At 71.4% G+C, this 20663-nt stretch carries 21 protein-coding genes; 15 read left to right on the top strand and 6 right to left on the bottom strand.

Annotated features, from left to right (window positions below; translation table 11 throughout):
- Nucleotides 1–43: 43 nt before the first annotated feature.
- Complete coding sequence (locus tag AB0K11_RS11930) at nucleotides 44–532, bottom strand: inorganic diphosphatase (RefSeq protein ID WP_364976272.1); 489 nt, start codon at nucleotides 530–532, stop codon at nucleotides 44–46.
- A 159-nt stretch (nucleotides 533–691) separates the two neighbouring features.
- Here AB0K11_RS11930 and dacB point away from each other — a divergent pair, with 159 nt between their 5' ends.
- Genes dacB through tilS form a run of 3 tightly spaced genes read left to right on the top strand, consistent with a single transcriptional unit; the run spans nucleotide 692 to nucleotide 4073 of the window.
- Nucleotides 692–2080, top strand: a complete 1389-nt coding sequence (gene dacB, locus AB0K11_RS11925; RefSeq protein WP_364976780.1) for a D-alanyl-D-alanine carboxypeptidase/D-alanyl-D-alanine-endopeptidase — start codon at nucleotides 692–694, stop codon at nucleotides 2078–2080.
- On the top strand, nucleotides 2077–3126 hold the full coding sequence (locus AB0K11_RS11920) for a zinc-dependent metalloprotease (RefSeq protein ID WP_364976269.1): 1050 nt from the start codon (nucleotides 2077–2079) through the stop codon (nucleotides 3124–3126). The genes dacB and AB0K11_RS11920 overlap by 4 nt, the downstream gene beginning before the upstream one ends.
- Entirely contained in the window at nucleotides 3105–4073 is a 969-nt protein-coding gene (gene tilS / locus AB0K11_RS11915; protein ID WP_364976266.1) for a tRNA lysidine(34) synthetase TilS, read from the top strand. The genes AB0K11_RS11920 and tilS overlap by 22 nt, the downstream gene beginning before the upstream one ends.
- On the opposite strand, the gene AB0K11_RS11910 is transcribed toward tilS, so the two are convergent.
- On the bottom strand, nucleotides 4070–4402 hold the full coding sequence (locus AB0K11_RS11910) for a hypothetical protein (RefSeq protein WP_364976263.1): 333 nt from the start codon (nucleotides 4400–4402) through the stop codon (nucleotides 4070–4072). The two genes, tilS and AB0K11_RS11910, sit on opposite strands and share 4 nt — an antisense overlap.
- Nucleotides 4403–4508: 106 nt before the next feature.
- Between AB0K11_RS11910 and hpt the strand changes: the two genes are divergently transcribed.
- Nucleotides 4509–5150 (top strand): hypoxanthine phosphoribosyltransferase, encoded by a 642-nt coding sequence (gene hpt / locus AB0K11_RS11905; RefSeq protein WP_364976778.1) that lies wholly within the window; start codon nucleotides 4509–4511, stop codon nucleotides 5148–5150.
- A gap of 3 nt (nucleotides 5151–5153) precedes the next feature.
- Complete coding sequence (locus AB0K11_RS11900; protein ID WP_364976260.1) at nucleotides 5154–7373, top strand: molybdopterin-dependent oxidoreductase; 2220 nt, start codon at nucleotides 5154–5156, stop codon at nucleotides 7371–7373.
- On the opposite strand, the gene AB0K11_RS11895 is transcribed toward AB0K11_RS11900, so the two are convergent.
- From AB0K11_RS11895 to AB0K11_RS11880, 4 genes are read right to left on the bottom strand one after another with little or no spacing between them, the layout of a single operon-like run.
- Nucleotides 7370–8098, bottom strand: a complete 729-nt coding sequence (locus AB0K11_RS11895; protein WP_364976257.1) for an SIMPL domain-containing protein — start codon at nucleotides 8096–8098, stop codon at nucleotides 7370–7372. The genes AB0K11_RS11900 and AB0K11_RS11895 overlap by 4 nt on opposite strands.
- 16 nt (nucleotides 8099–8114) lie before the next feature.
- Nucleotides 8115–9131 carry a zinc-binding dehydrogenase gene (locus AB0K11_RS11890; RefSeq protein ID WP_364976254.1) on the bottom strand — a complete coding sequence of 339 codons (1017 nt, stop codon included), beginning with the start codon at nucleotides 9129–9131 and terminating at the stop codon, nucleotides 8115–8117.
- A complete protein-coding gene (locus tag AB0K11_RS11885; protein ID WP_364976251.1) occupies nucleotides 9131–10318 on the bottom strand; it encodes an LLM class flavin-dependent oxidoreductase in 1188 nt (395 codons plus the stop codon). Before AB0K11_RS11885 ends, AB0K11_RS11890 begins: the two co-directional genes overlap by 1 nt.
- Nucleotides 10315–11223 carry an alpha/beta hydrolase gene (locus AB0K11_RS11880; RefSeq protein WP_364976776.1) on the bottom strand — a complete coding sequence of 303 codons (909 nt, stop codon included), beginning with the start codon at nucleotides 11221–11223 and terminating at the stop codon, nucleotides 10315–10317. The genes AB0K11_RS11885 and AB0K11_RS11880 overlap by 4 nt, the downstream gene beginning before the upstream one ends.
- Before the next feature lie 254 nt (nucleotides 11224–11477).
- Here AB0K11_RS11880 and ftsH point away from each other — a divergent pair, with 254 nt between their 5' ends.
- From ftsH to panD, 10 genes are all read left to right on the top strand, one after another.
- On the top strand, nucleotides 11478–13805 hold the full coding sequence (gene ftsH, locus AB0K11_RS11875; protein WP_364976248.1) for an ATP-dependent zinc metalloprotease FtsH: 2328 nt from the start codon (nucleotides 11478–11480) through the stop codon (nucleotides 13803–13805).
- A gap of 23 nt (nucleotides 13806–13828) precedes the next feature.
- Entirely contained in the window at nucleotides 13829–14431 is a 603-nt protein-coding gene (folE, locus tag AB0K11_RS11870) for a GTP cyclohydrolase I FolE (RefSeq protein ID WP_302916300.1), read from the top strand.
- Nucleotides 14432–14481: 50 nt separating this feature from the next.
- Nucleotides 14482–15285, top strand: coding sequence for a dihydropteroate synthase (gene folP, locus AB0K11_RS11865; RefSeq protein WP_364976774.1), 804 nt, complete (start codon nucleotides 14482–14484; stop codon nucleotides 15283–15285).
- Nucleotides 15278–15652, top strand: coding sequence for a dihydroneopterin aldolase (folB, locus tag AB0K11_RS11860; RefSeq protein ID WP_364976245.1), 375 nt, complete (start codon nucleotides 15278–15280; stop codon nucleotides 15650–15652). The genes folP and folB overlap by 8 nt, the downstream gene beginning before the upstream one ends.
- Before the next feature lie 31 nt (nucleotides 15653–15683).
- Nucleotides 15684–16208: a 2-amino-4-hydroxy-6-hydroxymethyldihydropteridine diphosphokinase gene (gene folK, locus AB0K11_RS11855; protein WP_364976243.1), complete on the top strand. Its 525-nt coding sequence runs from the start codon at nucleotides 15684–15686 to the stop codon at nucleotides 16206–16208.
- Nucleotides 16208–16687: a DUF3180 domain-containing protein gene (locus AB0K11_RS11850; RefSeq protein WP_364976240.1), complete on the top strand. Its 480-nt coding sequence runs from the start codon at nucleotides 16208–16210 to the stop codon at nucleotides 16685–16687. Before folK ends, AB0K11_RS11850 begins: the two co-directional genes overlap by 1 nt.
- Before the next feature lie 76 nt (nucleotides 16688–16763).
- On the top strand, nucleotides 16764–18281 hold the full coding sequence (locus AB0K11_RS11845; RefSeq protein ID WP_364976237.1) for a DUF6779 domain-containing protein: 1518 nt from the start codon (nucleotides 16764–16766) through the stop codon (nucleotides 18279–18281).
- A gap of 82 nt (nucleotides 18282–18363) precedes the next feature.
- Nucleotides 18364–19311, top strand: a complete 948-nt coding sequence (locus AB0K11_RS11840; protein ID WP_364976234.1) for a DUF2520 domain-containing protein — start codon at nucleotides 18364–18366, stop codon at nucleotides 19309–19311.
- Complete coding sequence (gene panC / locus AB0K11_RS11835; protein ID WP_364976230.1) at nucleotides 19308–20255, top strand: pantoate--beta-alanine ligase; 948 nt, start codon at nucleotides 19308–19310, stop codon at nucleotides 20253–20255. The genes AB0K11_RS11840 and panC overlap by 4 nt, the downstream gene beginning before the upstream one ends.
- Nucleotides 20255–20662, top strand: coding sequence for an aspartate 1-decarboxylase (gene panD, locus AB0K11_RS11830; RefSeq protein ID WP_364976227.1), 408 nt, complete (start codon nucleotides 20255–20257; stop codon nucleotides 20660–20662). Before panC ends, panD begins: the two co-directional genes overlap by 1 nt.
- The last annotated feature ends 1 nt before the right edge of the window (nucleotide 20663 follow it).

The raw sequence follows: 20663 nt of genomic DNA, 5'->3' as shown, positions 1-20663 counted from the left end.
ACGCCGTGTTACGGGCAGGCAAATTCCGCGGCGACGGCGCCGGTCAGTGGCCCTGAGACTTGAAGCGCTCCACCGACCGCTGCACCTCGGCCTCGGCTTCCTCGCGGCCCACCCAGTTGGAACCCTTCACGAACTTGCCCGGCTCGAGGTCCTTGTAGTGCACGAAGAAGTGCTCGATCGCCTTGAGCTCGAAGTCGTCGATGTCACCGAGGTCGCGGATGTGCTCCCACCGCGGATCGCCCGCGGGCACGCACAGCACCTTGTCGTCTCCGCCGGCCTCGTCGGTCATCTGGAACATCGCGACCGGCCGGGCGTCCAGCGCCGCGCCGGGGAACAGCGACTCGGGCAGCAGCACCAGCGCGTCGAGCGGGTCGCCGTCCTCGCCGAGGGTGTCCTCGATGAACCCGTAGTCGGTGGGGTAGCCGAAGGCGGTGTAGAGATAGCGGTCGAGCTTGACCTTGCCGGTCTCGTGGTCGACCTCGTACTTGTTGCGCGACCCCTTGGGGATCTCGATGACGACCTCGAACTCCACGGCCCGGCTCCTTTGAACGTCGTTTGCGATTCGGGGCGTCGTGACGACGACGCGGGACAACCCTAATGGAGCGGATACCCTCGTTGATTAGGTGCCCGGGGGGTGCCTCGGGTGAGTTCCACCCGGGCGAGAGTGGCGAAGGCAGGAACCACGGACGTGATGCGGCCCGCGCGGTGGAAGCGCTCCACCCATGTGGTGATCGGGGCGGCGGTGCTGTTGCTGGTCGCCGCCGTGGTCGCCGTGGCCGGTGTGCTCACCGCGGGCCGCGGCGGAGAGGCCCAGGCCGCCAAACCGCTGCCCGCGCCGGTCACCGCCGACCCGGCGGTCAAGCCGGTCGCCGACGACGCGCCGCGGCCGACGTCGCGCGGGATGGCCGCCGCGCTGGCCCGCGCGCTGGCCAACCCGGACCTCGGGAACTTCACCGGCCGCATCACCGACGCGCTCACCGGTGGCGAGGTGTGGGCCAGGGGCGCCGATGTCCCGATGCAGCCCGCGTCGACGAACAAGACGCTCACCGCGGCCGCCGCGCTGCTCACCCTCGACCGGGAGGCCCGCCTCACCACCACCGTGGTCGCCGGCGATCAGCAGCGCGACCCCGGCCTGGTGGTGCTCAAGGGCGGCGGCGACGGGACCCTCTCGGCGGCGCCCGAGGGCACCGAGACCTGGTACAAGGACGCCGCCCGGATCAGCGACCTCGCCGGTCAGGTGCGCCGCAGCGGCATCAACGTGAAGGCCGTACAGGTCGACGTCAGCGCCTACAGCGGGCCCGACATGGCCGTCGGCTGGGATCCGCTCGACATCCCCGGCGGCGACATCGCGCCGATGGCGCCGGTGATGCTCGACGCGGGCCGCACCCAGCCGGTCAGCGACGAGTCGCGGCGGTCCACCACTCCGGCGCTGGACGCAGGCCGTGCCCTCGCCGACGCGCTCGACATCGACCCGGCCGTCGTCCGGGTGCGGCCCACGGCCTACACCGGTGGCAGCCAGATCGCGGCCGTGCAGTCGCCGCCGCTGATGGAGAGGTTGCGCACGATGATGAACGCGTCGGACAACGTGATGGCCGAGGCCATCGGGCGTGAGGTCGCCGCCCAGGTCGACGAGCCGCAGAGCTTCGACGGCGCGGCGCGGGCCGTCCTGGACCAGTTGGAGGACGCCGGTGTCGACACCCGCCGCGCCGTGCTGAAGGACTCCAGCGGGCTGTCCGTCGACGACCGGCTGACCGCGCTGACCCTGGACGGGGTCGTCACCGTCGCGGCCGGCGACGACGAGCCGAAGCTGCGCCCGCTGGTCGACCTGCTGCCGATCGCCGGTGGCAGCGGCACGCTGTCGAACCGCTACCTCGACACCGACGAGGGCCGCGCCGCCGCGGGCTGGCTGCGCGCCAAGACCGGCTCGCTCACCGGAACCAATTCGCTGGCCGGCATCGTCACCGACGCGAGCGGTCGGGTGCTGACGTTCGCGCTGATGTCCAACAACGCCGGCCCCACCGGCCGCACCGCGCTCGACGCGTTCGCGGCCACCCTGCGCAGCTGCGGGTGCACCGGATGAGCGGCGCCGAGCTGACCGTCGGGCGCGCCGTCGACTGGCAGTTCGCCGCGAATGTCGGCGCGAAGCTGGCCCGGCCCGGCCCGGTCACCACCGACTACACCCGCCGCCAGGCCGTGGACCAGCTGGCCGCCGCCGCCCGCGAGGCCGAACTGCCGGTGCGCGAGGTGACCGGACTGAACGAGGGGCAGGCCGTCACCGAGGCCCGCATCGTCGACCGCGCGCAGTGGGTCCGCGCGGCCACCGGGTCCATGCGGGTGATGACGGGCGGCGGTGACGCGCCGCGGGGGTTCGTCTCCGGACACGTGACGGGCGCCCAGACCGGGGCGGTGCTGGCGTTCATCTCGTCGGGGATCCTCGGCCAGTACGACCCGTTTGCGACAGGCGGGGGTGAACTGCTGCTGGTGTGGCCGAACGTGATCGCCGTCGAGCGGCAGCTGCGGGTCTCACCCACCGACTTCCGGCTGTGGGTCTGCCTGCACGAGGTCACCCACCGGGTGCAGTTCCGGGCCAATCCGTGGCTGGCCGACCACATGTCGCAGAGCCTGGCCGTGCTCACCCAGGAAGCCGGTGAGGACGTCACCGAGGTCATCGGCCGGCTGGCCGAGTTCGTCCGGGCCCGGCGCAACGGGGCTGACGCGGACCAGGATCCCAACACCACCGGGGTGATCGGGCTGATGCGCGCCATGCAGGGTGAACCGCAGCGCGAGGCGATGGATCGGCTGCTGGTGCTCGGCACGCTGCTCGAAGGACATGCCGACCACGTGATGGACGCCGTCGGCCCGAAGGTGGTGCCGTCGGTTGCCACCATCCGGCGCCGGTTCGACGAACGGCGCACCCGCAAGCAGCCGCCGCTGCAACGGGTGGTGCGGGCGCTGCTCGGGGTGGACGCGAAGATGAGCCAGTACACCCGCGGCAAGGCGTTCGTCGACCACGTCGTCGGCCGGGTCGGGATGGCACGCTTCAACACCGTCTGGTCGGGGCCCGACACGCTGCCGCTGCCCGCCGAGATCGACGAACCGCAACGATGGATCGACCGGGTGCTGTAGCCGCCTTGCGGGCGGCGGTCGCGGCCTTCGCGGCCACGTACGCGACCGGCGACGAGCGGTGGTGCGTCGCCCTGTCGGGTGGTCCCGACTCGCTGGCGCTGACGGCGGCGGCCGCCGAACTGAGGCCGACCACGGCCCTGATCGTCGACCACCGGCTGCAAACCGATTCCGCGCGGATCGCCGACACCGCACGTGAACAGGCGCTGCGCCTGGGATGCGTTGACGCACAGGTGCTTCGGGTCGACGTAGGCGCCGTGGGCGGGCCGGAAGCGGCGGCACGGTCAGCCCGCTACGCAGCGCTGGAGACAGCTCGCGACTCGGCGCCGGTGCTGCTCGGCCACACCCTCGACGACCAGGCCGAGACGGTGCTGCTCGGTCTCGGCAGAGGCTCCGGCGCCCGTTCGATCGCCGGCATAAGGCCGTGTGACCCACCGTGGTATCGCCCGCTGCTCGCGGTCCGCCGGGCCACCACCGTGGCAGCGTGCGCCGAGTGGGGACTCACGCCGTGGCAGGACCCGCACAACACCGACCCCCGCTTCACCCGCAGCCGGCTGCGCGCCGAGGTGCTGCCGCTGCTGGAGGACGTCCTCTCCGGTGGTGTCGCCGAAGCGCTGGCCCGCACCGCCACCGCCCTGCGTGAGGACAACGACGCGCTGGACGACCTGGCCCGCGACAGCCTCGATGCGGTGGTCACCGATGACGGACTGAGCACGGACGGACTGGCCGCCCTCCCGGAGGCGATCAGGCGCCGGGTGATCCGGCTGTGGCTGCTGGCCGGCGGGGCCCGTGGGCTCACCGACAGGCAGATCCGTGGGGTCGACGCCCTGGTCACCGGCTGGCGGGGGCAGGGCGGCGTCGCGGTCGGGTCCTCGCTACCGGCGCAACGGCTGGTCGCGGGGCGTCACGACGGTGCGCTGACCCTGCGTGCCGAACCGGTCAGTCGTTAGCGCTGCAAGAAGTCGAAGGGGCCGACGGGCGACGGCTCACCCTCCAGGATTCGCCATCCCACTTGGACCTGCCTGTTGGTCGCGCCGGTGCGACCGGCGAAACCCTCGAAATAGGTGTGGCAGACGTTCATGTCCCACTTGACGTCGGGTTGCAGGCCCCAGCCGCCGACGGGCAGCGGCTGTCCGGGGCACCACACTCGGCTGCACATGCTCAGCGAGTTGCACTTGGCTTGCGCGATGCCGGGCGTCAGCGCGACGCCGGTGAGGGCGAGGCCGCCCGCGAGCACGGCGCCTGCGAGGATCCGGGTGCCCATCTTGTGAGTGGTCATGTGCGTCCTCATCTTCTCCTGCGCCACACCGTGCGGCGTCGTTGAGGCAAGCTGACCCGACCCGCTCGGCTACCGATCCCAGAAATAACGGCCGGACTGCGGGACCATCCCGCTTTTCGACCCCCTTGCGCTGGTCGGCGGCCCCGGCTTCTGGCACGCTGTGGGCGTGTCTGCGCAATCAGCCGAGTTGTATCCCGGGGACATCAAGTCGGTGCTGTTGTCCGAACAGCAGATCCAGGAGCGCACGGCCGAACTCGGCGCGCTGATCGCCGAGAAGTACCGCGACCACATCGGCCCCGACGGGCAGGACCTCCTACTGGTGACGGTGCTCAAGGGCGCGGTCATGTTCGTCACCGACCTGGCCCGGTCGATCCCGCTGCCCACCCAGCTCGAATTCATGGCCGTCAGCTCCTACGGCTCGTCGACGTCGTCGTCGGGCGTGGTGCGCATCCTCAAGGACCTCGACCGCGACATCAACGACCGCGACGTGCTGATCGTCGAGGACATCGTCGACTCGGGGCTGACGCTGTCCTGGCTGCTGCGCAACCTGGCCCAGCGCAGGCCGCGGTCCCTGAATGTGTGCACACTGCTGCGCAAACCGGACGCTGTGCGCGCCGATGTCGAGATGGCCTACGTCGGCTTCGACATCCCGAACGAGTTCGTGGTCGGCTACGGCCTGGACTACGCCGAGCGGTACCGCGACCTGCCCTACATCGGCACGCTCGACCCGAAGGTCTACGAGGTCTAGACGATGACCGGCACCGCGCTCCGGATCTGCCCGCTGTGCGAAGCCACCTGTGGACTGACGCTGACCGTCGACGACGGAGTCGTCACCGCTGCCCGCGGCGATCGCGCCGACGTGTTCAGCGCCGGCTACCTGTGCCCGAAGGGCGCCGGCTTTCCCGAATTGGACAACGACCCCGACCGGCTCACCGCACCGCTGGTGCGCCGCGACGGCGAACTGGTCGAGACCACCTGGGCCGGGGCGTTCGCGGAGGTCGCCGACCGGCTGGGCGCGGTGCTGCGCGAGCACGGTGGCCCGTCGGTCGCGGTGTACTTCGGCAACCCGAGCGCGCACAGCATCGCGGGCGCGCTCTACGTCCCGTTGCTCGTCAAGGCGCTCGGCACCCGCCAGGTGTACTCGGCGAGCACGCTCGACCAGATGCCGAAGCACGTCTCGGTCGGGCACCTGTTCGGCAACCCGATCGCCTTCCCGGTGCCCGACCTCGACCGCACCGACCACCTGGTGATCATCGGCGCGAACCCGCTGGTGTCCAACGGAAGCGTCACCACCGCAGCCGATTTCGGCGGCAAGCTCAAGGCACTGCGCAAGCGCGGCGGGACGCTGACCGTCATCGACCCGGCGCGCACCCGCACCGCCGAACTCGCCGACCGCCACCTCGCGCCGCGGCCGGGCACCGACGCCGCACTGCTGATGGCCGTGGTGCACGTGCTGTTCGACGAGGAGCTGACCACCCCGGGGCCGGACGGTCTGGTCGCCGGTGTCGACGCCGTCCGCGCGCTGGCCGCCGACTTCGCACCGGAGGTGGTCGCCGCGCACTGCGGCGTGGCCGCCGACGAGATCCGCGCGCTGGCCCGCGACATCGCCGCCGCGCCGAGCGCCGCCGTGTACGGCCGCCTCGGCACCTCGACCGTCGAATTCGGCACCGTCGCCAGCTGGCTCGTCGACGTGATCAACATCCTCACCGGCAACCTCGACCGGCCCGGCGGGGCGATGTTCCCGCAGTCGCCGGTGTCCCCGGCCCCGCGGCCGCACCGGCCGGGCCGCGGCTTCCGCACCGGCCGCTGGCACAGCCGGGTGTCCGGGCATCCCGAGGCGCTGTCCGAACTGCCCGCCACCGCGCTGGCCGAGGAGATCGAGACGCCGGGCGACGGCCAGGTGCAGGCGCTGATCACCGTGGCGGGCAACCCGGTTCTGTCCGCCCCTGACGGTGACCGGTTGAGCCGCGCCCTCGACGGCCTCGGCTTCATGATCTCGATCGACCCGTATCTCAACGAGACCACCCGGCACGCCGACGTCATCCTGCCGCCACCGCCGCCGTCGCGGACCGCCCACTTCGACGTCGCGCTGAACAACCTGGCGGTCCGCAACACCGCGCGGTACTCGCCGCCCGCGCTGCCCCTGCCCGACGGCAGGCCCGGCGAAGCCGAGATCGTGGCCCGGCTCGCGCTGATCCTCTACGGGCTGTCGCCCGACGGCGATCCCGGACTCGTCGACGACCAGGTCATCGCGACCACGCTGGGCAGGGAGACCGCCGACCCCGACTCCCCGGTCGCCGGTCGCGACGCCGCCGAGCTGACCGCGATGCTGACACCCGGCCCGGGTTACGAACGGCGCCTCGACATGATGCTGCGCCTCGGCCCCTACGGCGACGCATTCGGCGCCCGGCCCGGCGGGCTGACCCTCGACACGCTCAAGGCGAACCCGCACGGCGTCGACCTCGGCCCGCTGCGGCCGCGACTGACCGAGGTGCTGCGCACCCCGTCGGGCAAGGTCGAACTCGCTCCCGAGCCGTTCGCCGCCGATGTCGGCCGTCTGCTGGACTCGCTGCAACGCCGCGACGCCGCGTTCGTCCTGATCGGCCGCAGGCACCTGCGCTCCAACAACAGCTGGATGCACAACCTGCCCGCGCTGGCAGGCGGCACCAACCGCTGCACGCTGCAGATCCACCCGGCCGACGCCGCCGAACTAGGGCTCACCGGCGCCGCGGTGATCAAGGGGCCCGGCGGCGAGGTGGAGGCGCCGGTCGAGATGTTCGACGGACTGCGCCGCGGCGTGGTGTCGCTACCGCACGGCTGGGGTCACGACGTGCTCGGCACCCGGCTGACCGTCGCCGCCGAGCGGCCGGGCGTCAACGTCAACCGGCTCAACGACGGTGCGCTGCTCGACCGGCTGTCGGGCACCGCGGTGCTCAACGGCATCCCGGTCGACATCAGCCCTGCCGGCTAGGACAGCTCCCACACCGCGGTCACCGTGAAGCCGACGGACTGCTGACCCGGCTCCAGCGGCACCGACTCCATCGCCGCGCGCGGCGCCTGCATCGGCACGGGCGGCGTCTCGCCGGCCAGCTCGGAGATCGAGATCACGTCGCCCAGGTCGAGTCCCGAGAGGCCGGCGTACTGCTCGGCGCGGCTCCTGGCGTCCTCGAACGCCCGCGCCCGCGCGTCGCGGATGAGCTGCGAATCGTCCTCGATCGAGTAGTTCACCGAGTTGATCCGCGCGGCGTCACCGCCGGTGCCGACGATCAGCGCCAGCACCTGCGACGCCTTACCCAGGTCGCGGATCTTGACGTCGAGCGAGTTGCTGGCCCGGTAGCCGGCGATGGCGACGCTGTCCGCGCCGAACTGCGGCTGCAGGCTCACCTGCGTGGTGTTGATGTCCTTGCGCTCGATCCCGGCGTCGACCAGGGCGTTGATGACAGCCTGCTGCCGGTCACTGGACTGGTTCATCGCGGCGGTCACGTCGGGCGCGATGAACTCCATGGAGACGTTGGCGGTCAACAGGTCCGGGGTGCCCTGCACCTGGCCTTCGCCGACCACGGTGACCTGACGGGAGTCCGTGTTCGCCGGGGCGGCGGGGCCCGCTGTGGCGTCGCAGGCCGACAGCGCTCCGACGGTCAGCGCGGCGACGGCGAGGGTGGTCAGCAGGTTCTTCGCGCGCGCGGCGATCGGCATGCCTGGCACCCTACCGTCAGGGTGTCACGAGGATTTTGCAGTGCTGGTCGGGGTGCGCCAGGTCGTGGAACGCGGCGCCGACCGCGTCGAGTGGCACCTCGCCGGTGATCAGCGGGGCCACGTCGATGGCTCCTTCGGCGATGGCGCGCAGGGATTCCGCGAACTCGGCGGGCTCGTAGGCGAACACGAACTGGATGGCGATCTCCTTGGTGGCGGCGAAGAACGGCAGCATGGTGTCGGGTTCCATGCACACCCCCGCGACCACCAGCCGGGTGCGGGCCGGCGCGCGGCGCAGCACGTCGTTGATGATGCCGGGTGCGCCGACGGCCTCGAACACCACCGCGGGGGCGACCGTGTCGAACGGCGACTCCTGCGCCGGGTCGACGGTCTCGTGTGCGCCGACGGTCGCCGCGAGTTCGCGGCGCTTCGCCGAGAAATCCGATCCCACAATGTGTTCCACGCCGCGGTGCCGCAGGGCCGCGATAATCGCCACGCCGATCGGCCCGCACCCCAGCACCAGCGCGGTGTCACCCGGCGCGATCGCAGACCTGTTCACCGCGTGCAGGCCGACCGCCATCGGCTCGGTGAGTGCGGCATGCCGCGGGTCGAGCCCGTTGGGCACCGGCAGCAGCAGCGGCGCCGAGAGCAGCATACGTTCGGCGTAGCCGCCGATCGTGGTGTTGGAGTAGACGATCGGCTCGACACCCGAACCGGACAGCAGCACCGGGATGGACGTGACCACGGTGCCAGGGGCGGGCGCGTCGGTGTCCGGACCGGCTTCGAGGACCTCGGCACTGAACTCGTGGCCCATGTAGACGTCGGCGGCCAGATCGAGTGACGCGCCGCCCAGTGGTGAGCCCTGCATCTGGGCGCCCAGCTCGAGCACGGTCGGGCCGTGCTGGGCGAAATGCAGGTCGGAGCCGCATATCCCGCACGCCTTCACCGCGACGAGAACCTGCCCGGGCCCGGGCACCGGGTCGGCGACGTCGTCGCGCAGCACCATGCGGCCGCCGCGCAGCACCGACGCCCGCATCAGCTCTTGGCCTGCATCTCGTCGGTGTGCGCGGTGATGGCGTTCACGATGGCCTGCCCGGCGCTGCCGAGCAGTTGGTCGCGCATGCCCTTCGCCCACTCGTGCGACGCCTGCGGCGCGGTCAGCTGACCCTTGAAGTGCGGCATCACTTTCCGCGCGAACAGCTCGTAGGAGTGGTACGTCGCCTCGGGGTCGGCCCAGTCGTGTCCCAGCAGCAGCAGCGTGCCGAAGCCGCCGGACTGCTCGAGCAGGCCGGTGATGTACTCGATCGCGTCGTCCGGGGTGCCGATGCAGCAGTTGCCTCCCGCGGCGTACTCGGCGACGAACTCCCGCGGCGTCTGCTGTTCACCCTCGACGGTGTTGGACAGCGGGACGAAGCCCGCGGCGCCGAAGTAGTTCGCGAAATCCTGCAGCCCGTAGGTGCAGTCCTCGATGGCCTGCTCGCGGGTGTCGGCGAGGTGGAAGATGCCCAGCACGCGCCAGCCCGACCGGTCGGGGGTCTCGCGGCCTGCCTTCGCGGCCTGCTCGGTGACCACCTGCCAGGTGTTCTCCAGCGCGGCGAAGCCGCCGGGCACCGACATCGACAGCGACAGCAGCGACGTGCCGTGCTGCCCGGCCAGCCGGGGCCCCGACGGCGAGACCATCGCCGCGGTGGAGATCTCGGGGTACGGCCAGGTGTAGGGCCGGATGTGCAACTGGGCGTCGCGCAGCGTGAACCAGTCGGTCTCGCGGGTGATGCGCTCGTCGGGTCCGGCGCGGAACAGGGCGAGGATCGCTTCGAGCGACTCCTGCATCATCCGGCGCTGGTCCACCGGGTCGATGCCCATCATGTAGGCGTCCGACGGCAGGGCGCCCGGCCCCGTGCCGAACACGACCCGGCCGCGGGTCATGTGGTCGAGCAGCACCCAGCGGTCGGCGACCATCAGCGGGTGGTGGTAGGGCAGCGACACCACGCCGGTGCCCAACCTGATGTGCTTGGTGCGCTCGGCCGCCGCGGCGATGAACACCTCGGGGCAGGCGATCAGCTCATAGCCGCCGGAGTGATGCTCGCCGAACCACACCTCGTCGTAGCCGAGCCGGTCCAGCGCCACGGTGCGCTCGAGGTCGTACTCGAGGGCAACGGTGGGGGACTGGCCGACGGGGTGGAACGGCGTGATGAAGACGCCGAAGTTCAGGGGACGGTTCACGGCAGACCTCCGAGGAATTCGAGCAGGGCGGTGTTGACCTCGTCGGCGCGTTCCTGTTGCAGCCAGTGGCCTGCGCCGTCGAGCAGGATCTCGCGGTACGGGCCGGTGACCACGTCGCCGATGCGGTCGCGGGGGGTGAAGGACAGCACCGGATCGGCGGTGCCCGCGATGAACAGGGTCGGCACCCCGATCGTGGTCGCCGGGGTGTCCGCGGTGATCTCCCAGTTGCGGTCGAAGTTGCGGTACCAGTTCAGGCCGCCGGTGAAACCGGTGCGGGTGAACTCCGCGATGTAGTGCTCGACCTCGTCGGCCGTGATCCACGACGGGATGCCGTCCGGCTCGGGGATGCGGTCCAGGAATCCGCGCCGGTCGGGTGTCGCCATGTCGACCAGTGCGGTCGCCTCGGCCGGGTTCTTCAGTCCGCCCAGCATGCGCCGTATCGTCCGGCGCGGGTCCTCGTTCAACTCGGTGTCCGCGGGGCCGACGTCCTGGAAGTAGAGGATGTAGAAGAAGTTGTCGGCGAAGATCTTGCGCCAGATCTGGGTGGGCGGCCTCGACGACCGCGGCACCGGCGGCGCGCTCATGGCCACCACCGCGGACACCCGGTCGGGGTGCAGCAGCGCGGTGTGGCTCACCACGGGAGAGCCCCAGTCGTGGCCGACGAACACCGCGGTGTCGGCGCCGACGTCGTCGAGCAGCCCGATCAGGTCGCCGCTGAGATGGACGATGTCGTAGTCCTGCACGTCCGCCGGCCGCGACGACCCGCCGTACCCGCGTTGATCGGGTGCCAGTACGTGGTAACCCGCGGCGGCCAGCACCGGGATCTGACGGCGCCAGGAGAAGGCCAGTTCGGGGAAGCCGTGCGCCAGCACCACCACCGGGGCGCCGCGCTCACCGGCCTCCATCACCCGTAGCCGGACTCCGTTGGTGTCGACGAGACGTTCGGCCGGGGTGGTTGCGTCGGTGCCCACCGGCTCACCCAAGCACACGGGCGGCGGGCAGCGGAAGGCTTCTGGCGACGTGTGTAGCCAGAATCCCCACGAAGTCACCCGTCTGCCGTCGGGAACTTCCGCACGTTGGTCTAGCGGTAGCCTGAAGTGATCCCAGCTGCGCGTATCGGAAGGACCTGGCCGACAGACTCATCGCTGGCCGAAAAATGATGAACCGGAAAAATGTGATCCGCACGCTGACCGTGATCGCGGTCGTGCTGCTGCTGGGCTGGTCGTTCTTCTACTTCAGCGACGACACCCGGGGCTACAAACCCGTCGACACCTCGGTGGCGATCGCCCAGATCAACGAAGGCAACGTCAACAGCGCCCAGATCGACGACCGCGAACAGCAGTTGCGACTCGACCTGAAGAGCGGCAAGGGCGAGACCGAGGACAGCGACAAGATCATCACCAAGTACCCCACCGGGTACGGGGTGACGGTCTTCGAGGCGCTGCAGGGCAAGAACGTCAAGATCAACACCGTCGTGAACCAGGGCAGCGTGCTCGGCTCGCTGCTCATCTACATGCTGCCGCTGCTGCTGCTCGTCGCGCTGTTCGTGATGTTCTCCCGCATGCAGAGCGGCGGGCGGATGGGCTTCGGGTTCGGCAAGTCGAAGGCCAAGCAACTCGGCAAGGACATGCCGACGACCACCTTCGCCGACGTCGCCGGCGTCGACGAGGCGGTCGAGGAGCTCTACGAGATCAAGGACTTCCTGCAGAACCCGAGCCGCTACCAGGCGCTGGGCGCGAAGATCCCCAAGGGCGTGCTGCTCTACGGCCCGCCTGGCACCGGCAAGACGCTGCTGGCCCGTGCCGTCGCAGGCGAGGCCGGCGTGCCGTTCTTCACCATCTCCGGTTCGGACTTCGTCGAGATGTTCGTCGGTGTCGGCGCCTCCCGCGTACGTGACATGTTCGAGCAGGCCAAGCAGAACAGCCCGTGCATCATCTTCGTCGACGAGATCGACGCGGTCGGCCGCCAGCGCGGCGCAGGCATGGGTGGCGGGCACGACGAACGCGAGCAGACGCTGAACCAGCTGCTCGTCGAGATGGACGGCTTCGGCGAACGCCAGGGCGTCATCCTGATCGCGGCCACCAACCGGCCCGACATCCTCGACCCGGCGCTGCTGCGTCCCGGCCGCTTCGACCGGCAGATCCCGGTGTCCAACCCCGACATCGCGGGGCGGCGTGCCGTGCTCAAGGTGCACTCTGCGGGCAAGCCGATCGCCCAGGACGCCGACCTCGACGGGCTGGCCAAGCGGACCGTCGGGATGTCCGGCGCGGACCTGGCGAACGTGATCAACGAGGCGGCCCTGCTGACCGCCCGCGAGAACGGCACCGTCATCACCGGCGCCGCGCTCGAGGAGGCCGTCGACCGCGTCGTCGGCGGGCCCCGTCGCAAGGGCCGCATCATCAGCGAGCACGAGAAGAAGATCACCGCCTACCACGAGGGTGGACACACCCTGGCGGCGTGGGCGATGCCCGACATCGAGCCGATCTACAAGGTGACGATCCTGGCCCGCGGGCGCACCGGCGGCCACGCCGTTGCGGTCCCCGAGGACGACAAGGGCCTGATGACGCGGTCGGAGATGATCGCCCGGCTGGTGTTCGCGATGGGCGGACGCGCCGCGGAGGAACTGGTGTTCCGGGAGCCGACCACCGGCGCGGTGTCCGACATCGAGCAGGCCACCAAGATCGCCCGCGCGATGGTCACCGAGTACGGCATGAGCTCCAAGCTGGGCGCCGTGCGCTACGGCACCGAGCACGGCGATCCGTTCCTCGGCCGCACGATGGGCACGCAGGCCGACTACAGCCACGAGGTCGCCCAGATCATCGACGACGAGGTGCGCAAGCTCATCGAGGCCGCGCACACCGAGGCGTGGGAGATCCTCACCGAGTACCGCGACGTGCTCGACACCCTCGCCGGAGAGCTGCTGGAGAAGGAGACGCTGCACCGGGCCGAGCTCGAGGCGATCTTCGGTGACGTCAAGAAGCGGCCGCGGCTGACCATGTTCGACGACTTCGGTGGCCGGGTGCCGTCGGACAAGCCGCCGATCAAGACTCCTGGAGAACTCGCGATCGAACGCGGCGAGCCATGGCCCCCGCCGGTCAAGGAGCCCGCCTTCAAGGCGGCGATCGCCGCGGCCTCCAAGGCTGCCGAGGAGGCGGCCGCCAAGAACGGCGGAAGCGCGCCGGGCACCAACGGCGCCGGCGGCAACGGCGTACCGGCGAACGGCGCTGCGACGCAACCGAATTACGGCGCACCCGCCGGCTGGCACGCACCGGGTTGGCCGCCGGGCGGTCCGCCCGGAAGTCAGCCGCAGGGCCACTGGTACCCGCCGCCGCCCCATCCGTCGGGCTGGCCGGAGGCGTATCCGCCTGCGTACCCCCCGCCGTACCCGAACTACCCGCCGCCCGGGCAGACCGGCTCACAGGCGAGCGGCCCCGAGGACCAGCAGGCGCGAGACGCCGGCCGGCCCAATCCACCGACCCAGAACTGACAACTTCACAACGGGAGGCCCCGATGACGCGGTCGCACAACTCGACGGCCACGGGCGTCGAATTCGATGAGGAGCGCGCCGTAGCGGCGGTCCGGGAGCTGCTGATCGCGATCGGGGAGGATCCCGACCGCCACGGCCTGGCCGACACGCCTGCGCGGGTGGCGCGCGCGTACCGGGAGATGTTCGCCGGATTGCACACCAATCCCGACGACGTGCTGAACACCACGTTCGACGAGCAGCACGACGAGATGGTGCTGGTCAAGGACATCCCCATGTACTCGACGTGCGAGCACCACCTGGTGGCCTTCCACGGGGTGGCTCACGTCGGCTACATCCCGGGGGAGGACGGCCGGGTGACCGGGCTGTCGAAGCTGGCCCGCGTCGTCGACCTGTACGCCAAGCGGCCGCAGGTACAGGAACGGCTGACCACCCAGATCGCCGACGCCCTGATGCGCAAGCTGGACCCGCGCGGCGCGATCGTGGTGATCGAGGCCGAGCACCTCTGCATGGCGATGCGCGGTATCCGCAAGCCCGGCGCCGTCACCACCACTTCGGCGGTGCGCGGACAGTTCAAGACCGACAAGGCATCTCGCGCCGAGGCGCTGGATCTCATCCTGCGCAAGTGAGTTCACCCGGCCTTCCGGTCCCGGCGCCCGGCGGGACGCGCGTGCAGGTGATGGGGGTCGTCAACGTCACCGACGACTCCTTCTCCGACGGAGGCCTGTTCCTCGACCGTGATCGGGCCGTCGAACACGGCGTGGCGCTGGCCGCCGAGGGCGCCGCGATCGTCGACGTCGGGGGCGAGTCGACCCGGCCGGGCGCGACCCGCGTCGACCCGCAGGTCGAGGCGGGCCGCGTGCTGCCGGTGATCGACGGCCTGGTGGCCCATGGCATCACCGTCAGCATCGACACCATGCACGCGAAGGTGGCCGAGCTCGCCCTCGAACACGGCGCGCGAATCGTCAACGACGTCTCAGGCGGCCGGGCTGACCCGGACATGGCGCCGCTGATCGCCAACGCCGGGGTGCCGTGGGTGTTGATGCACTGGCGTTCGGTGCACGCGCAACGGCCACACGAGGTGCCCCAGTACGGCGACGTGGTCGCCGCGGTTCGCACCGAACTGCTGTCCGCCGTGGACGCCGCGGTCGCCGCCGGTGTGGACCCCGCCAGGCTGGTGATCGACCCCGGCCTGGGCTTCGCCAAGACGGCGCAACACAATTGGGCGCTGTTGCGCGCGTTGCCCGAATTCGTCGCGACGGGGATCCCGGTGCTCGTCGGCGCGTCGCGCAAGCGCTTCCTCGGCACCCTGCTGGCCGGCGCCGACGGCGAGCCGCGGCCGCCCGACGGGCGGGAGACCGCCACCGCCGTGGTGTCCGCACTGGCCGGGCTGCACGGCGCCTGGGGGATCCGGGTGCACGACGTGCGTGCCTCGGTCGACGCATTGAAGGTGCTGCAGGCCTGGACGGAGCGGAATGACTGATCGAATCGAGTTGCGCGGGTTGACCATTCGCGGACACCACGGTGTGTACGACCACGAACGGCAGGACGGCCAGGACTTCGTCGTCGACATCACCGTCTGGATCGACCTGGCGGCCGCCGCGGCGAGCGACGACCTCGCCGACACCCTCGATTACGGCGGCCTCGCGCAGCGCGCCGCCGACATCGTGGCCGGACCACCCCGCAACCTGATCGAGACGGTGGCCGCCGAGATCGCCGACGACGCGATGGCCGACGAGCGCATCCACGCCGTCGAGGTGGTGGTGCACAAGCCGTCGGCGCCGATCCCGCTGACCTTCGGCGACGTGGCGGTGGTGGCGCGGCGGTCGCGTCGGGCGGGACGGGCATGAGGGCCAGCGAGGAGCCGGAGGCGGATCGCGCATGAGCAGAGTCGTCCTGTCCATCGGGTCGAATCTCGGCGATCGGCTCGGGCGGCTGCAGTCGGTGGTCGACGGCCTCGGCGGCGCCGTCCGAGCGGTGTCGCCGGTGTACGAGACCGAGGCGTGGGGCGGCGTCGAGCAGGGGCCGTTCCTCAACGCGGTGCTGGTCGCCGACGACCCCGCCCTGGACGGGCACGGGTGGCTGCGCCGTGGCCAGCAGCTCGAAGAAGCGGCGGGCCGCGTGCGCGGTCAGCGCTGGGGCCCCCGCACCCTCGACGTCGACCTCGTCACCTGCCACGACGGTGACACCGAGGTGACGTCGCGCGACGACGGCCTGACGCTGCCGCACCCGCTGGCGCACCTGCGGGCGTTCGTGCTCATTCCCTGGCTGGCGGTCGACCCGGAGGCGACGCTGACGGTGTCGGGCCGGGAGCGGCCGGTGGCGCGGTTGCTCGCCGACATCGACCCGGCCGAGCGCGACGGGGTGGTGCTGACGCCGTTCGTGCTCGAGACCGGTACCGCCTGATGGGGCCGACCAGGCTGCGGGACCTGGCGCTCGCCGCGGTGGCCGCAGCCGTGGCCGGTTACCTCGCCGCCGCAGTCGGTTATCCCCGAAGTTTCCCGCCGGTCACCGTCTGGAGCGGGCTGTCGTTGCTCGCTGTGGCGATCGCCGTCGGGGGGTGGGCTTTCTATGTGCGGGCCAAGATCAGCGAAAACGAGATCGGCGACGGCGCCGGACGGCTGCACCCGTTGGCCGTCGCCCGCTCGGTGACCATCGCCAAGGCGTCGGCCTGGGTGGGAGCGCTGGTCACAGGCTGGTGGCTCGGCGTGCTGGTGCACGTGCTCCCGCAGCGCGGCGTGCTGCAGGCGGCGAACGACGACACGGCGGGAATCGTGGTTGCGGCGGTGAGCGCGCTGGCACTCGCCGTCGCCGGATTGTGGTTGCAGCATTGCTGCAGGTCTCCGCTGGAGCCACCGGACAACGGCGACAACGCCTCCGGCTGACATCACGCCCGCGACGACGCGCCGAATCGCCGGATGGTCGACACGCTGAGTGACCTGTGGCGGGTACAGTCGCCCCATGACCGTTCTGTCCCGCGGCGCGCGCACCCGGCGCGGCGGACGCAGGCCGGGCTGGGTGCTGTTGACGGTGTTGCTGGTGCTCGCCATAGTGGCGAGTTCGGCCCTGGTTTTCACCAACCGGGTGGAGCTGCTGAAGCTCGCGGTGATCCTCGCGCTCTGGGCGGCCGTGGCGGCCGCATTCGTCTCGGTGATCTACCGCAGGCAGAGCGACGCCGACCAGGCGAAGGCGCGTGACCTCAAACTCGTCTACGACCTGCAGCTCGATCGCGAGATCTCGGCGCGCCGCGAGTATGAGCTGACGGTCGAGACGCAGCTTCGTCGCGAACTCGCGTCGGAGTTGCGGGCACAGTCCGCCGACGAGGTCGCCGCGCTGCGCGCCGAGCTGGCGGCGCTGCGGACCAACCTGGAGATCCTGTTCGACACCGACCTCAACCACCGGCCGGCGATCGAAGGTGAGCGCACCACCGTGCGCGCCTTCGCCGACTGGGCCCGCGACGCGGAGACCACCGGGCGGGTCTCCGACTTTCCGCTCTCCTTCGACGGCGACACAGACGATCCGGATCCGCGCACCGAGGAGAGCCCGATCATCGACGTGCCCGCCGAGCCGCAGCCGGCCGAGGCGGACTGGCCGCCACCACCGCACGGAGGTGCGCACCGCAGGCCCTCGGAGACCGAGTCCGCGGTCAACGGCCGCCGACACCGGCCCGAAGAGGCCCGTGGGCAGCGGCGTCGCGACGGGACGCCGCCACCGCCGCCGCCGCAGACGCCTCGCGAAGCCGCGCAGCGGTGGGCGGCACCGACCCCCCAGGCCCCGCCGCCACCGCCACCCGAACCGGCGCCCGTCGTCGAGCCCACGCCCGTCGCGCAGGCGGCACCGGTGCCGCAGCCCGAAGCCGAGCCGGTCTCCCAGCCCGAAGCCGTGCCGGTGTCCCAGCCCGAGGCCGAACCGCTGATGCCGTGGCTGCCGCCGCAGGAGCCGCCCCAACCGCCCCGCCAGCCCGTGCAGCAGGCGGAGCCGCCTCGGCCCACCGAGCCCCCGCAGCCACACCGCTTCACCGCGCCGGAGGCACCGCCGCTCCGCGAGCCGGGCGATCCGCAGTGGCAGCCCGCGCCGGCTGAGGGGCAGTGGATCCCGGCGGGCGTTCCGGGCAGCAACTGGGCCGCTCCAGAGGCCGAGACCAGCACCGAGTCGTCGGAGTACGTCGGGCGCCGCCGCGCGCCGGAGCCGACGATGTCCGCGCCTGCGCCCGAGCCGCGGCGGGGCAAGCACTCGGCCGCGGCTGAGGAACAGGACGGCGCCCGTCCCGAGCCGGCGCTGGCCGCCGAACCCGCGGGTCCGCCACCACCTCCGGAGCCCGTGAGTGAGCCGGACCCGGAGCCGGAGACGGCCGAGGAGTCCGCCGCCCGCCGGCACCGCAGCATCGAGGACACCGGCGGACAGTCGGTCGCCGACCTGCTCGCCCGGATGGGCACCGCCCCGTCCGGAGGCGGCAGGCGCAGGCGCCGCGAAGAGTGAGCTAGTCTGCTACAGACCGTCCGGTACCCGCAGAGCGGGACCGGAACGTAGAAATCAACGACAAGTTGCGAGGTCGTCTGCGATGGAGCAGCCCCCTGCGCGTGCGTCGGACGTCCCCGACGGGCTGCGTCCTGCCCGGCTCACGGTCGGCCTGATCTCGGCCGGCCGGGTCGGCACCGCGCTCGGCGTGGCGCTGGAGCGCGCCGACCACGTCGTCGTCGCCTGCAGCGCGATCTCGCAGGCGTCCCGCAAACGCGCCGAGCGCCGGCTCCCCGACACCGCGGTGCTGCCCGTCCAGGACGTGGCCGCCCGTGCGGAGCTGCTGCTGCTCGCGGTGCCCGACGCCGAACTCGCCGGCCTGGTGGCGGGCCTGGCGGCCACCGGGGCGGTGCGTGCGGGCACGATCGTCGCGCACACCTCGGGAGCCAACGGGGTGGCGATCCTGTCGCCGCTGACCGAGCAGGGCTGCATACCGCTGGCCATCCACCCGGCGATGACGTTCACCGGGGCCGACGAGGACATCGCCCGGCTGTCGGAATCGTGCTTCGGCGTGACTGCCGCCGACGAGGTCGGCTACGCCATCGCGCAGTCGCTGGTCCTCGAGATCGGCGGCGAGCCGTTCCGGGTCCGCGAGGACGCCCGCACGCTGTACCACGCCGCCCTGGCGCACGGCAGCAATCACCTGGTCACCGTGCTGCTCGACGCTGTCGAGGCGCTGCGGTCGGCGCTGTGGGGGCAGGAGCTGCTCGGGCAGGAACTGGTCGGTGGGGCGCCGGGCGGCATCGCCGAACGCGTCGTCGGTCCGCTCGCGCGGGCGGCGCTGGAGAACGCGCTGCAACGCGGCCAGTCGGCGCTGACGGGTCCGGTGGCCCGCGGGGACGCCGCCGCCGTTGCCGGCCATCTGCGCGCGCTCGGCGAGGTCGACCCCGCACTGGCCGCGGCGTACCGGGCCGACTCGCTGCGTACCGCGCAGCGCGCACACGCTCCCGAGGAGGTCTTCGCGGTGCTGGCCGAGGTGAACAGATCGTGATCGTGCGCAAGCCGCCGAAATTCGCGGCCAATCAGCTCAACGTCTACGCCCGCCCGGCCGACGTCGCCGACGTCAGCCGCGCGCTGCGCACCACCGGCAGGCGGGTGATGCTCGTGCCGACGATGGGCGCCCTGCACGAAGGCCATCTGACGCTGATCCGGCACGCGAAGCGGGTGCAGGGCGCCGTGGTGGTGGTCTCGATCTTCGTCAACCCGCTGCAGTTCGGCGCGGGTGAGGATCTCGACGCCTATCCGCGCACCCTGGACGACGACCTGGAGGCACTGCGCGCCGAGGGGGTCGAGGTGGCGTTCACCCCGACCGCCGCCGACATGTACCCCGCCGGGCCGCGCACCTCCGTGCACCCCGGGCCGCTCGGCGGCGAGCTCGAAGGTGCTTCGCGGCCCGGGCATTTCGCCGGTGTGCTGACCGTGGTGCTCAAGCTGCTGCAGATCGTGCGGCCGGACCGGGCGTTCTTCGGTGAGAAGGACTACCAGCAGCTGGTGCTGATCCGTCAGATGGCCGACGACCTCGACGTCGACACCCGGATCGTCGGCGTGCCGATCGTGCGCGAAGGCGACGGCCTTGCGCTGTCCTCACGCAACCGCTACCTCGACGACGTCGAGCGCGAGCAGTCCCTTGCGCTGTCGGCGGCGCTGCTCGCGGGCATGTACGCGGCGTCCGGCGGTGCGGCTGCCGTGCTCGACGCCGCCAGGGCGGTGCTCGACGAGGTGCCGGCCATCGACGTCGACTACCTCGAGCTGCGGGACACCTGGCTGGGCCCCGCGCCCGCCCACGGGCCGGCTCGACTGCTGGTGGCCGCCCGGCTGGGCCGCACCAGGCTGCTGGACAACATCGCCGTCGACATCGGCGCGAGCGCAGGCATCAACGGCCATCCCGGGATGGCGGGGCCGGACGACAATCACGAATTGCCATGGAGGAACTGATGATACGCACGATGTTGAAGTCGAAGATCCACCGCGCCACCGTGACGCAGGCCGATCTGCACTACGTCGGCTCGGTGACCATCGACGCCGACCTGATGGACGCCGCCGACCTGCTCGAGGGCGAGCAGGTCACCATCGTCGACATCGACAACGGCAACCGGCTGGTCACCTACGCGATCACCGGTGAGCGTGGCAGCGGGATCATCGGGATCAACGGCGCCGCAGCGCATCTCGTTCATCCCGGCGACCTGGTCATTCTCATCGCGTACGCCACGATGGAGGACGCCGAGGCCCGCCGGTACCGCCCGCGGGTGGTGTTCGTCGACGCCGACAACCGGCAGGTCGACCTGTCGGACGACCCCGCATTCGTGCCGGACACGGCGGCCGACCTGCTGTCGCCACGGTAAT

Origin of the sequence: Mycobacterium sp. NPDC050551, from assembly GCF_040674075.1 — a bacterium.
Taxonomy (GTDB): Bacteria; Actinomycetota; Actinomycetes; order Mycobacteriales; family Mycobacteriaceae; genus Mycobacterium.
This window is presented reverse-complemented; position numbering and strand designations above follow the sequence as displayed.